Below are 12,951 nucleotides of genomic sequence, written 5' to 3' on the forward strand. Positions count from 1 at the left end.
TTTTGGTGTTAGCTTGTAATGGCTGTAAAAAATATAAAAATGTCAATTGAACCTTTGTTTTGCTGATCTGGAATAGACGGGAGCTTCGTGCTCCCGTTGCTGTTTTTAGCGCGAGGTTGCTTATTTCTTTTCTTCTTTATTTTGCCTTGCTGCCAATCCATTCATTTAAAAAGAGACTTTACCGCGCAATGATTTATTGGCCGCTATCCGTTTTTTCTCGTCAACTCGCCGACGTTGAGAGCTTTTTGTCGGTTTGGTTGCCCGGCGCGGTTTTTCTATCACCATCGCAGAAAGAATAATTTCTTTGAGGCGTTTGAGTGCATCTTCTTTATTCAGCTCTTGGGTGCGGTGAGATTGCGCTTTGAGGACAATAACGCCCTCTTTGGTCATTCTGGAATCTGGTCTTTCGAGTAATTTTTGTTTGTAGATGTCCGGTAACGTTGAGCGTCTGATGTCAAAACGTAAGTGGATCGCACTGGAGACTTTATTGACGTTTTGCCCGCCATTTCCGGCTGCACGAATCGCAGTAAGTTCGATTTCCCAGTCTGCCAGTTCAATAGTGTTGGATAGTTTGAGCATACAACCAAAGTAAAAATGTGTTCAATCCGCATTCTAGTTGAGGTGGCTAAGGTTATCTACCGCAGATTGTGGCTAGATTAGGAAAAGCAATACAGAGTGACGTATTGCGAAATCGCAGCGAAAACTTGCTTGATACGAGCAAGTTTCTACCCGGACGAGCAAGTTCTTGCTCGAAAATGAAAGCTTATAATCTAATTGATTGAAATTTAACTATTTTTGTTTTGGCATCCCCTTTGCTTTAAGAAACATTACATAACGCGATGCAATTTCCATCGCTTTTTCTTACTGAATAAGGATTAAGTCATGCCAACTCCATGTTATATCTCTATCGAAGGCGAAACTCAGGGTCTCATCACTGCTGGCGCTCTTTCTACTGACTCTATCGGCGATGCTTTCGTTGAAGGTCATGAAGATCAAATGTTGGTTCAAATGTTTGACCACGTTGTGACAGTACCGACTGACCCACAATCAGGTCAGCCTTCTGGTCAACGTGTTCACAAACCATTCAAATTCACCGTTGCGCTAAATAAAGCGGTTCCTCTTCTTTATAACGCGTTGGCGTCTGGCGAGAAGATGAAATCGGTTGAGCTAAAGTGGTACCGCACGTCTATTGAAGGCAAACAAGAGAACTTCTTCACCACTAAACTTGAAAGCGCGTCTATCGTGGACATTCATTGCGAAATGCCACACTGCCAAGATCCTGCGAACGGCGACTTCACGCAAAACGTTACGGTTTCTATGTCTTACCGTAAAATCCTGTGGGATCACGTGAACGCGGGTACTTCAGGTTCAGATGACTGGCGCAAACCAGTAGAAGCGTAAGCTTTGATTTGGGTGGCTGGTTGATGTTGCGTAAGCAAAGCCAATCCGGCCAGCCACCTTTTTTAGCCTTAAGCAAAGTGCATTCAATGAGTGTGACTTGCTTAAGGCTTTGCTGTTTCTAGTGTAAAGAGGATGGAAGATGGCCACGCTGAATTTTACGTTAAAGGTTGACGGGCTCGCCGACGATGCATTTGTGGTGCGAGAATACCAAGGACAAGAATCCTTATCGGAGAGTGTGCTGGCCAATGGCGAGCCTTGTTATGGGTTTCGTTACCACATTGAGCTCGCAAGCCGTCAATCTATTTTGAGTGCAGCCGACGTCGTCGACAAAACAGCTCAGCTAACGGTTTTCCGGAATGGTAGCGTGGTGCAGCGCGTGCATGGCATCGTGCGCCAGTTCAGTAAAGGCGATATTGGTCATCATCACACCTTTTACTCACTCACTTTAGTACCTGCATTAGAACGCTTGTCGCTGCGCCAAAATAGCCGCATCTTCCAGCTTAAAACCGTACCTGAAATTCTTTCCATTGTGCTGCAAGAGATGGGCATTGACGACTATGCCTTCTCGCTCAAACGAGAATCTGTTCAGCGCGAATTCTGCGTGCAGTACCGTGAAACCGATATCCACTTTTTACACCGCTTAGCCGCCGAAGAGGGCTTGGTCTATCACCTTATTCATGAAGAAGGTAAACACACTCTCTTTTTCAGTGACGACAGTCAAAGCTTAACGAAGCTTGATACGCCGATCCCTTACAACGTGCTGTCCGGTGGTATCGCTGACACGCCTTACATTTCCAACTTAATCAGCCATACGCAATCGCAAGTGGCGGAAAGCCAATTGGCGGATTATAGCTTTAAAAAACCGACTTACGGTTTTAAGCAAAGTGCACTCGGCACCGCGATGGATTACCAGCAGACCCACTATGAACATTTTGATTTTCCGGGCCGATTTAAAGACGATGAGAGCGGTAAAGCGTTTAACCAAATTCGTTTAGAGTACCTAAGAAGGCAGGCGCGTACCGCACAAGGCCAAAGCAATGAAGCGCGTTTGCAAGCCGGAACCCTGTTTGATTTGGTCGAGCATTTAGACGACAGCGCGAACCGAGATTGGGTGGTGGTGCAAGTAAACCATCAAGGCCGGCAGCCGCAAGCATTAGAAGAGTCTGGCGGTAGTGGTGCAACGACCTACAGTAACCAATTTACCTTGATCCCGGCCGATGTAACGTGGCGTGCAACACCGCACACGAAGCCGCAAGTGGATGGCCCATGCATCGCCCACGTGGTTGGCCCCGATGGCGAAGAGATTTTCTGCGACGAGTATGGCCGCGTTAAACTGCATTTCCCATGGGACAGATATTCCAAGGGCAATGAACACAGTTCATGTTGGGTGAGGGTGTCGCAAGGTTGGGCTGGCAGCCAATATGGCATGATGGCTACCCCAAGAATTGGCCATGAAGTGATTGTCGATTTTTTAAATGGTGATCCGGATCAACCCATCGTCACAGGCCGCGCTTATCACGCCACCAATAAAGCGCCCTACACACTGCCAGATAACAAAACCAAAACCGTACTGCGCAGTGAAACGCATCAAGGTGAAGGCTTTAATGAGCTGAGTTTTGAAGACCAAGCAGGGCAAGAGAAAATCTACCTGCATGCGCAAAAAGACTATGAAGCGCTAGTGCTTAATGATGCCACCACCCACATCAAACACGATAAACACCTTACAGTGGATAACGACCAGTTCAGCCACATCAAAAATAACCAACACCTAACGGTCGAGGGCGAAAGCCGTCAGAAAATAGCGTTAGATCATAGCCTTGAAGTGGGTGGTTCACTGCACCAAAAAATCGGTGAAAAAACGGTTTTTGACTCAGGTAATGAAGTGCACCTTAAAGCAGGCAATAAGTTGGTGTTAGATGCGGGTAATGAGATCACCATTAAAGCTGCGGGCAGTTTTATCAAAGTGGATGGCGGCGGCGTGCACCTAGTCGGGCCTGCGATCAACCTTAACTCCGGCGGCAGCGCAGGCAGCGGCTCGGGTTATGGCGGTGTTGTCGCGGCGTTGCCTATGGGGCTGGCAGCGTCAAGTGCGCCGGATGAAATATTGCTTGCTCCAATTTCTGCATCAATGACCAGCCTATTACCAGCGTTGGCTACATTAGATTTACCCATCACAGAGCTATGTCAAAAGAAGGCTGATGGCAGTTGTCCAAAACCTAATTGTGAGTGTGTCTGATGAAGAGCGATGATAACCAATATTTGCTTGTGGTTGATGCACTTAGAGTGACCGATGCCAAACAAATTTGTACACAAGACAATAACGAGTGGGGGCCTCTTTATTTGGGAACGGAGTGGCAACCACAATTGGAAAACAGCCCCATCTGGGTCAAAGTGACACCAGATGATCCTTTGTGGCAGTTGTGGGAAAATGACCAAACTTGGGCAACGAGCGCCGTGATATTCGTATATTCTGATAACCAAGAGCTCAACGATATTGTCACCTCATTGCAGAATAACATTACCGCGCTAAGCGCGGATGGGCGTTTATTTCTGCTGCGCTTTTATTCTCCTTACACTCTATCAGTTATCGTAAAATATGGTGATGAGGCGGTCACTAATGCTGTTTTAGGCGCTGCTCGTTCGGCTTATTTATCACCGCTTATTTCTCAGGAGTACGGGATGGAGAACGTTCAACATACCCGTTTCAATAGCCAGCAAACTCCGCTTTCACTTCCTAGCGCACTTATTGAGGAATTATTGCAATGAGCTCCCATATAATTCAACCCGGAGATACGCTCTCTGTATTAGCCAAACGTTACAATACCGATATCAAGACTTTACAGCGGTTGAATGCCCAACAGATCAAAGATATTGATCTCATTTACAACGGTAATACTTTGGTTTTACCGGAAGTCTACGATTTGGCTAGTGGTGAGCGAGAGGCTAAGCAAATCTTATCCAATGATCGGCTTACTCTCTCTGAATGCAGTGTTCCGCAATTTGTCGATGCTTTATATGTTCCTGAGCATCCGAATACCAGAAAGCAGATGCTGATATTACTTACCGAAGAGGCCAAAAAATATGTGCTTGAAGATAACCAGCGTTGTAAGGCCGCTTTGCAAGGGGATAAAGAAACCGTTCTTAAACAGCTCACTAAACTGGGGGTGATGGATCAATTCAATAGCATCGCCCATGAAGCGTTTTTAAAGCATATTGATGAGCAAAAAGCCAAGGATTACCGAGAAGCTCTGTTGGAACACATGGCCTTATCCTACTGTTACCAAAACGATGTCCTGCAATTTCCTTTAGACAATGAGCGTATAGGGCTCAGTAGTATCAATTCACGTCAGCAAAAAATTGAAGAACGATATGAAGACGCATTACGTGATATTGAACAACGTTCCCAAGGTTCAAACTGGCTTCCCATCGGAGGAATGATGGGAGAAATAATGTTAACTAAAGATGCGATTGCCGGAGCTGAGAATCACCGAGTTGCACAACTCAAAAAATTACAGAAGTCTCTGATAAAGCAGCTCGAAAAAAGCATTCAACGCTTTGAAAAAGAGGCGATGGATTTTGCTGCCAAAACGAGCCTTGAGGAGCAAGGTAAACATTACCAATTTTCTGATAAGCATGCCTATTACACCTCAAACGTTGATCTTGAAATTTATAAAGCATTAGAAACCATCAAAAAAGAACGTAAAAAGCTTGGGTTATGTGACGATATCGACAGTGCAGATTTAACCATTTCTACCGCGATACCCTCATTAAAAACCGCGTATGAAAGTTATCAGTATTGGCAAGGCACTGCGCATACGGTTTTAAATCGTCTAATGAGTCAAAGAGACTATTGGAACCCTAGCGCCTTTTTCACTAGTACTAAGAGTGATAACCGACTGCAGAATCGTGATTTTTATGCTGCGGTATACCAGCTTAATCAGACCGGAACGGTACTTAAAGAGCAGTGCTTAACGGAAGATGAACTCTTTAAAGGCTGGGAGCAGGTAGAGCAAGTAAGGATTGCGATTAAAGAGCAGCGCGCCAGTATTGCTGATTTACAAAAGCTGTTGAATAGCATTGAGCGGCAGACGCCCATTGATAGTGCAATGGGATATTATTGCGTTTATGTACTGAACTTGCTTTTACTGCAAGAGGTCGCGCTGCGAGTAGAAAATTTTGCTGAGCGGTTGGGGGAGAATGCGCAGTACGCTCAATATGTTAAAAGTTTATTGCGCTACGCGGAAGCGGCGCAGCAACGTCGTGAAAGTCTCTTAGCAAAGGTCAAAGCCCCCCGCTGGGATTACTTGAAAAGAGACATTACCTTTATCGGCGATGTTCCTGTTTGGGATGATTCATCCCGTACGGTATTGGTCCGCGAAACTCACTGGCAACCTCAAAACCTCAATAACCAGATTTTTGCCAATAGTGGTATTAATCAGCGAACCGTAGTGGAATGTGCCCTCTCTTCCGATCCAAAGACCGCGCTTTATATATTGTCTGATAGCCCAGTGCTTTCTTCCAATGTGGCTGAAAATAAAAAATGTACTTCGGTGATTTCGTTAAACCTAGCGACATTAGCTGCACGGGAGAAAGGCAAAATCACGGCAGGACTCAAAAAGGCACTGGGCAGTGAATCGGTATTGAAAAGTCTGAAGTTTGAGCAAACCGCAACTTGGGCTAACGTTGAAGACATTGTGTTTCCTTGGCAAACAAAACGTTTTGAAAATGAAATGTTTGGCATTAATACTGCTTACGAAACCAGCGGTGGTGTACAGTTTGCCCGTTATGTTTACAGCGCTGAGGCAAAAGTTGATCATGAACTGATCAAAGCCGATTCCTCTACGCTAGTGAAAATCGATCTGAATGCTGGTTTTTCATTAGCCAGTGCTGAGCGCTGCTTCACGATACGATTCCCTAATTCGGGATCCTTACCATTAGATATTCCGTATCGTGTCAGAGAGAGTAACGAACGTCGAATCAAAAACATAGGCACGGCCGTCTTAGTGATTGAGGGCAAAGTCTATGGCGTATTAGGAGCCAGCCTTAAGTTGGGGACGGAGCTGAATATTGGCAATATCGAAGAAGCTCGTGCAGGATTTGGAGCCCAACAAGTCAAGCCACTTGGTATCAAGGGGACGGTACCTAATAGAGCGGATTACAGCTCTTACGCTGTATCATCATTGGGGGCACGCGGCAGCAATGACAATGCGATTGGAGCTGGTATTAAGGCGGAAGCCTCTGCCTTTGCTGGGCTCGAAGCGGGCGGTATGTTGAGCTGCAAATACGATTGGACAAAAGATCAAAAATCGCCACCGCAAAACCTGTTTAAAGTCAGCCAAGATTTTAAAATGAGCCTAGGCATTGGCTATGAAGGTGTGTTGCAATGCACTTTTCAAAATGGCCGCTTTATTTTTATCACGGCGCTGGGTGCCAGTACCGGGCTGGGGATTGGGGGTAAGTTTGCCACCGAACTTAACCCAGCGGCTGCGAACGATTTTTTCGCCGCTTTACTCGCGGTGATGCAAAATTCGGGCTTCCAACGTTTTGAATTTTTTGATGAATCGGGTGAGGTGAATACCTTTGCTGCGTTTAACACAATATTGACCGTGGCGGCGGCTTTTGGTCTTACGGTTGGGCAAGTGATGATGTTACCCTTTAACATCATCAGCAATATGGAAAAGCAAGCCAGTGATAAAGATAACGCTTATTTTGTGGCGAACTTTTTACTTTCGAAGGAGCACCAACGAGAAAACCAACAGTGGATTGCCAATATGCCCGCAGAAACGTTAGCCAAGTTATTGTCGGTATTGGTCCATTACAATGATATTCCGGTGTTTACCCTTTTTAAAGATACTTCTCTTGAGCGGAGTAATGCGGCCACCCGCAATGAAAATCAGCGTAAGGCGATCAACCAAATATTACTCTGGCTAGGAGGCGAAAAAGCCAATCAAAGTGGTATGCGCCGTTTTGAAAATGCGCTGCAGCGCATGGGGTTAGCCGACCCGACTCAATTGGATAAAGCAGAGCAGTGGCCGCGTTATGCAAAAAATGTGTTGAGTTTACGTGATTTCTTTAGCAAAGCTTTTTCTCAACCGTATGAAAATCCGCAAGATAAAAATAAAGCCACATATATGGATCAGGTTCACCGTGATTATCGAACATTTCGAAAATCGATGTTGAGATTAACCGAGCAACATAAAATTTTAGAAAAAACCACCCTGAGTTCAGAGCGCCGTGCCCGTTTAAGTACCGACTATACCGCACTGCCTGCTAGTGATAAGGCGCAACTTGAACACTTAAAAGCGAGTGGCTACCGACTTGTTAACTGGTTACCAGAGAAATAAACATGAAAAAAATTATCTTTATCTGCCTGATTCTATTACACAGCGCCGTTTGGGCGAATGCCCCTATCGAGCAGGGCATTCGTCTGTTCAATCAAAAAGAGTATCAACAAGCGCAGCAAATCTTTCAGCAGCAATCGGATGCGGGCAGTGCTTATGCAACATTTTGGTTAGGGGTGACCCAGTACAAAAACCGCCAGCATTTTGAGGCGGGACAAACCTTTTTACAAGCGGCGGAGATGGGCGACCCATGGGCGATGGGGGTTCTGGGTGATGTGAATATTTATGCTAACAACCCTTGTAATTTCCTTGGTTGGCCCTGTGATCAGAAATGGTTAACGAAAGCCAAGCAAGGATGGAAAGTACTGGCTGAAAACGGTAATGGCAAAGCTGAATTTGCTTATAGCTCTACAACCCGAGATTGGTGGGAGTATATTCCATTTTATCGTCAGAGCCGATATCAAGAGATTGCTATTAGAGGAACTCGTAATGAGGGATATCGATTCTTAGATCACAATATCTATTGGGATTCATTTGAAGACAAGGTACCGTATTTCAAGTTTGCCGCTAATCAAGGTTATGCACCAGCAATGGTTTCTCTTTATTACACTCAATTATACGATGGTGATGTTGAGGGAGCTCTGAAGTGGATTAATCAGGCTATTCAACTTGGTTATCCTACCGCAGCTAGGGTTTTATTTCTTGCCTATGACTTGGGTAAGGAAGATAAGCTAGGGGATAAAGTGATTAGGTCCAATCCTCAAAAAGCCTATTACTATAATAAATTAAGTGGAGCATTAGGGGGCGAAGAGGAGACTAGTTCTATTGTCAGCACACGTTTAATCAAAGATGGTCTACCCGTTTCTGATGAAAATGGTGAGCCAGTGTTTGAAGTTCTCGTGACTGAGCAAGAGCAAGCGGAAATGGATAAACAAGTGGCTGAATTTGTGAAAGACATTAAGCCTAATCTGTTTTTGGATGAAACGTCGATAAATCTGTTCTAATTCATCTGTACTTATGGTGGTGCGTTATTGGTCTTACTGTGGTTTTGATGAATACGTCGCCTTTCTGCATAGCGAAATTCATCGAAGTTAATGGCAAATTCATAGCCTACACGGCAAAAGCATAAACTACCTAAACCCTTAGGGTAAAAACAACATCGCAACAAGCTTAATCAACGAATCTGATAAGGAGCAAATCAATGGCAAATGGTGCATTAGTAGGAGATATCGGATCCGATCATGATGGTTTTCCTCCGACGCCGATCACCGCTGGGTCACCGACGGTAAAAATTGATGGCAAAGCGGTGGCAAGGCAGGGCGACCCGCTAGAGCCTCATGACAAACCGAAAAACCCAAGCCATCCACGTGCAATTAAAGGCGGCTCGGGTAGCGTTATGATTGATGGCAAGCCCGCCGCGCGAGTAGGCGATGCCGTTGACTGTGGTGGCGTAATTATTGGTGGTTCATCGGTCAATATTGGTTAGGGTTGTAGCCCATTTAATCAATAAAGCGGCGCTTCAAATCTTGAGTGCCGCTTTATTGTTTTAAGCACAGCAGCTTTAGCACCAGTGAGCCAGCGTTATCCCTCTTTATGAAAAGAAATTCTACGGCCAGAAACGGAGCGAACAATGATCCGCCATATCTTATTAATCAAATTCAAACCACAAACTCAGCCTGCCGACATCCAACAGCTCAAGTCGCTGTTTGAAGCCATGCCAGAGAAAATTGAGGGGGTCTCCGCTGTTGAGTGGGGCGTGAACGACAGCCCAGAAGGTAAAAACCAAGGTTATACCCACAGCGTTTTAATGACATTTACCGATGAGCAAGGACGCCAAAATTACCTACCTCATCCAGAGCATAACGCGCTAAAAGATGTCTTTCGTCCTTTGCTCGAAGAGATCATCGTTTTCGATTATTCGATTTAGTCAAAGCCAGTAAAATCTAGACGGTGTTTACCCCCTGACTTCGCCGCTAAGATTCAAGCCTCAAGGTTTAAATGGTCTATGCCGGCCTTCGCTTATTAATAAATGATGAAAAGCCATTAAAGTATAGATTTATCAATACATTAGGCTGTTCTATTCGCCATTCTATCAATGGTATTTAGATCAAATTTCCAGCATAAAACATTCATGATAATGGGATGGTTGTATGGTTTTATTATTATTGTGAATGATTTTCATTGCATTGCGTTTTATCTTTTTGGTCGCTTTTTAAGCGCATTAAATAGGATGTAATAAAATGAATAAAGGATACAAATATTCTGCTCTTGCTGCAGCAATACTCGTTTCAGCATCGGTTTCAGCAAACGTCAGTGTTGAACCCACCCCAATTAATTCTCCTTTTATTAAAGATATAAAAGGTAATATTGTTGAAGACTATACTCCACAAGCTATCCAACCTCGTTTGTTTTTCATGCGTATGATTGGGAGTTCTGAACAGCGTGGGGATTGGTTTAATCTCTCGGCTAACTATTCCTCTATCCAAGGGGTTGGATCTGATTATGTGTATGAAACCCTGATGCCCCCCCTTAAACCTCAGACAGTTATCGTGGCTGTGTTGGATTCAGGCGTAGACATTGAACACGAAGATCTAAAGAACAAATTATGGGTTAATCAGGGTGAAATCCCAGACAATGGCATTGATGATGATGGTAATGGCTATATTGATGATGTGTATGGTTGGAATTTCTTAGGCAACTCGCTTGGTATCAATGTGGATTACGATACATTAGAGCTGACGCGTGAGTACAAAAAATACCTTGATTTATTAGAAGGCAATGATTGGATACCTGAGCAAAAACGTGCTTACTACCAAGCAATAGAAACGGAATATCTAGCCGAGGTTCAGAGTAACCAAACCCTGCTTGCGCAGGTCAATGAAGCTATCGCACAAGCGAATCAATATAAATCGCAAATCGCAACCTTGACTCAGCATCAAGATTTTACTGCCGAAGGTTTACTCATTTTGCTGTCACATCCGAACCCTGAAGTTGTCACCGCTGCTCAAGCTTTATTAGCGCTATTTGACGGCTGGTATTCGTTTGGCTACCTTGAGTCAAGACGTAGCCGATACCAAAATGCGTTGGATTATCACTACAACCTTGAGTTTGATCCTCGTGCTGATATCGTTTTAGATGACATCAGCAACCCTTGGGAAAAGGGGTATGGAAATAATGATGTAAAAGGGCCTGATGCATCACACGGTACGCATGTAGCGGGAATTATTGCGGCAGAGCGTCGCAATGGCATTGGAATTGACGGCTTATCTGAAGATGTGAAAGTCATGTCGTTGCGTATGGTGCCCAATGGTGATGAGCGCGATAAAGACATTGCTAATGCTGTGCGTTATGCGGTGGATAATGGCGCAAAAATCATCAACATGAGTTTTGGTAAAAGCTATTCACCACGTAAATTTGTAGTTGATCACGCGTTTCGTTATGCGGCCAGCAAAGGTGTGTTAATCATCCATTCTGCAGGCAATAGCCAAAGTGATAATGATAGTAAACCAAGCTTCCCTAATCGTTTTGCCGATACTTACGAATCGTCACCTATTTCAACTTGGATAGACGTAGGTGCATCAGCGAAATACGCGAATGAAGATTTTGTCGCCAGTTTTAGTAATTATGGCCAAAAATCGGTTGATATCTTTGCACCCGGTTATCGCATTCTCTCTTCTACGCCAAGCAATAACTACGCCACTTATAGTGGTACGAGTATGGCTGCACCTGTAGTATCAGGCGTTGCCGCTATGGTGTGGTCACGCTATCCAGAGCTCTCCGCAGTAGAACTCAAAGCTCTATTACTTGATAGCGCCCGTCGTTATCCTGAGCTGTTAGTGAAAAAACCATCATCACCTGAAACGCTTGTTCCATTCAGTGCGCTATCGATCTCGGGTGGAATGGTTGATGCTGAAGCCGCTTTTGAAACACTCGCGAGTAAGTAGTGTCGCAGTCGGTAATGGATCAACTTTGTCTTGTTCTACAAGCACTGGCCCATTTCCCGATGGCTTAATTTAAAAGTGAGCGTAATAAAAGGCGTAGCTGATATCATCCAGCTACGCCTTTTTGTATTCAGAGAAGAGCGCGTGTTCGGGTGCTTGTCTGACCCATTACCTGACCCAAAATCGTCAGGTACAAAAAAAGGTCAGTAAACACTACGCTTACTAACCTTCTAGAGTTTGGTGCCCTCCCAGACTCAATTTTGTATTTTAACTTATTGTTAAATAAAAATTTTACTGGTTTTCATTTTATTCATTGGTACATTTGGTGGTACATCACGAAGAAACCAACAGCATCGTTCTTTCAAAATCAGAGTGATTTACGAAAAATCTTGGCTAGATCACATTGCAATTAGCCTGAACCTAATCGCTCCACTGTTTTGGATGAAAGCGTAACTATGTTGTTCTGCCGCTTCATTGACTCAACAGATCAGCATATATTCTTTCTTTAGATAAAAAACGTCTTAAACGATCATCTTGCTGTTCTTGCTGTTCTTGGTGAGTTTGAGTTGCTTGAAGATTGTCGTTGGAATCTTGATCTACATTGCCCTCTTTAGCATTTTTTCGATTTTCCAATTCTCTATCGATCAACTTTTTAAGCTTGGCCTTAATCTCATTTTTTCCATCGCTGCCAGTAAGCTCGATCAACTTAGCCCAATCCACCTCACTGAATGTTAGTGTTTTTTCTTCTTTAGTTCTGAAGGCTTTGCTTTGTGAAGATGAGGACTTAGCTTTTCTTGAAAACGAATCAGTGAGTTCTTTTACCACTTTTTTAAATGTTGTAACCTCGCTACTTTTTTCACTCAAATCATCAGGTGAGGTTGTTGCGCAAAGTACGTCAAAAATACACATAATGGTATGTTTTTGTTTAATGGAATCATTAGTTGTGTTTAAGCCGGTTCCTGGATACTTTTTCATCAAGTAATGGTAATACCAAGCGTTCAATTTTTCATCGTTTGAGTTAAACACGTTCCACTCTGTGTTTACGTAACGACAACTCAATTGGTAGAGACTTTCTATATCATTAATTATTTCTAGCATTACTCTTTGGTCGTCTACATGACAAGAAACAGCAATATACTCAAGTGTTCTGGCGATACTATCCTGAGCTGATGATGTTTTGTTTGGACAGATGCTTTTTAGAGGTACGAGGAAATGTGTCTTTTTGGCAGAGTCTAGGGCCATTTGAGCGAATTTGCCCAGTGTAACTT

At 44.0% G+C, this 12,951-nt stretch carries 9 protein-coding genes and 1 pseudogene; 8 read left to right on the plus strand and 2 right to left on the minus strand.

Going from position 1 to position 12,951, the window contains the following annotated elements:
- Positions 1 to 165: 165 nt before the first annotated feature.
- Entirely contained in the window at positions 166 to 579 is a 414-nt protein-coding gene (gene arfB / locus B9J87_RS15955) for an alternative ribosome rescue aminoacyl-tRNA hydrolase ArfB (protein WP_017043428.1), read from the minus strand.
- 303 nt (positions 580 to 882) lie between these two features.
- On the opposite strand from arfB, the gene B9J87_RS15960 reads away from it, so the two are divergent.
- The 8 genes from B9J87_RS15960 to B9J87_RS15995 all read left to right on the plus strand — a co-directional run bounded on the left by B9J87_RS15960 (position 883) and on the right by B9J87_RS15995 (position 11,686).
- Entirely contained in the window at positions 883 to 1,401 is a 519-nt protein-coding gene (locus B9J87_RS15960; RefSeq protein ID WP_013857791.1) for an Hcp family type VI secretion system effector, read from the plus strand.
- A gap of 139 nt (positions 1,402 to 1,540) precedes the next feature.
- Positions 1,541 to 3,637, plus strand: a complete 2,097-nt coding sequence (locus tag B9J87_RS15965; protein WP_094151683.1) for a type VI secretion system Vgr family protein — start codon at positions 1,541 to 1,543, stop codon at positions 3,635 to 3,637.
- A complete protein-coding gene (locus tag B9J87_RS15970; RefSeq protein WP_010318201.1) occupies positions 3,637 to 4,167 on the plus strand; it encodes a DUF4123 domain-containing protein in 531 nt (176 codons plus the stop codon). Before B9J87_RS15965 ends, B9J87_RS15970 begins: the two co-directional genes overlap by 1 nt.
- Entirely contained in the window at positions 4,164 to 7,745 is a 3,582-nt protein-coding gene (locus B9J87_RS15975) for a LysM peptidoglycan-binding domain-containing protein (protein ID WP_094151685.1), read from the plus strand. Before B9J87_RS15970 ends, B9J87_RS15975 begins: the two co-directional genes overlap by 4 nt.
- A gap of 2 nt (positions 7,746 to 7,747) precedes the next feature.
- On the plus strand, positions 7,748 to 8,746 hold the full coding sequence (locus tag B9J87_RS15980; RefSeq protein ID WP_094151687.1) for a hypothetical protein: 999 nt from the start codon (positions 7,748 to 7,750) through the stop codon (positions 8,744 to 8,746).
- Positions 8,747 to 8,943: 197 nt separating this feature from the next.
- A complete protein-coding gene (locus tag B9J87_RS15985) occupies positions 8,944 to 9,228 on the plus strand; it encodes a type VI secretion system PAAR protein (RefSeq protein ID WP_010318209.1) in 285 nt (94 codons plus the stop codon).
- 144 nt (positions 9,229 to 9,372) lie between these two features.
- Positions 9,373 to 9,669 carry a Dabb family protein gene (locus tag B9J87_RS15990; RefSeq protein WP_094151689.1) on the plus strand — a complete coding sequence of 99 codons (297 nt, stop codon included), beginning with the start codon at positions 9,373 to 9,375 and terminating at the stop codon, positions 9,667 to 9,669.
- Positions 9,670 to 9,982: 313 nt separating this feature from the next.
- Complete coding sequence (locus B9J87_RS15995; protein WP_094151691.1) at positions 9,983 to 11,686, plus strand: S8 family peptidase; 1,704 nt, start codon at positions 9,983 to 9,985, stop codon at positions 11,684 to 11,686.
- 468 nt (positions 11,687 to 12,154) lie between these two features.
- On the opposite strand, the pseudogene B9J87_RS16000 reads toward B9J87_RS15995, so the two are convergent.
- Positions 12,155 to 12,951 (minus strand): annotated as a pseudogene (locus B9J87_RS16000) (hypothetical protein); the annotation flags it as partial.

It is taken from the genome of Vibrio sp. V19_P1S1T109, from assembly GCF_002241375.1.
GTDB classification, from domain to species: Bacteria; Pseudomonadota; Gammaproteobacteria; order Enterobacterales; family Vibrionaceae; genus Vibrio; species Vibrio anguillarum.

Coding starts and splice junctions, on each gene's coding strand:
- B9J87_RS15965 (WP_094151683.1), top strand. CDS start 1,541: ATGGCCACGCTGAATTTTACGTTAAAGGTTGACGGGCTCGCCGACGAT.
- arfB (WP_017043428.1), bottom strand. CDS start 579: ATGCTCAAACTATCCAACACTATTGAACTGGCAGACTGGGAAATCGAA.
- B9J87_RS15975 (WP_094151685.1), top strand. CDS start 4,164: ATGAGCTCCCATATAATTCAACCCGGAGATACGCTCTCTGTATTAGCC.
- B9J87_RS15995 (WP_094151691.1), top strand. CDS start 9,983: ATGAATAAAGGATACAAATATTCTGCTCTTGCTGCAGCAATACTCGTT.
- B9J87_RS15970 (WP_010318201.1), top strand. CDS start 3,637: ATGAAGAGCGATGATAACCAATATTTGCTTGTGGTTGATGCACTTAGA.
- B9J87_RS15985 (WP_010318209.1), top strand. CDS start 8,944: ATGGCAAATGGTGCATTAGTAGGAGATATCGGATCCGATCATGATGGT.
- B9J87_RS15990 (WP_094151689.1), top strand. CDS start 9,373: ATGATCCGCCATATCTTATTAATCAAATTCAAACCACAAACTCAGCCT.
- B9J87_RS15960 (WP_013857791.1), top strand. CDS start 883: ATGCCAACTCCATGTTATATCTCTATCGAAGGCGAAACTCAGGGTCTC.
- B9J87_RS15980 (WP_094151687.1), top strand. CDS start 7,748: ATGAAAAAAATTATCTTTATCTGCCTGATTCTATTACACAGCGCCGTT.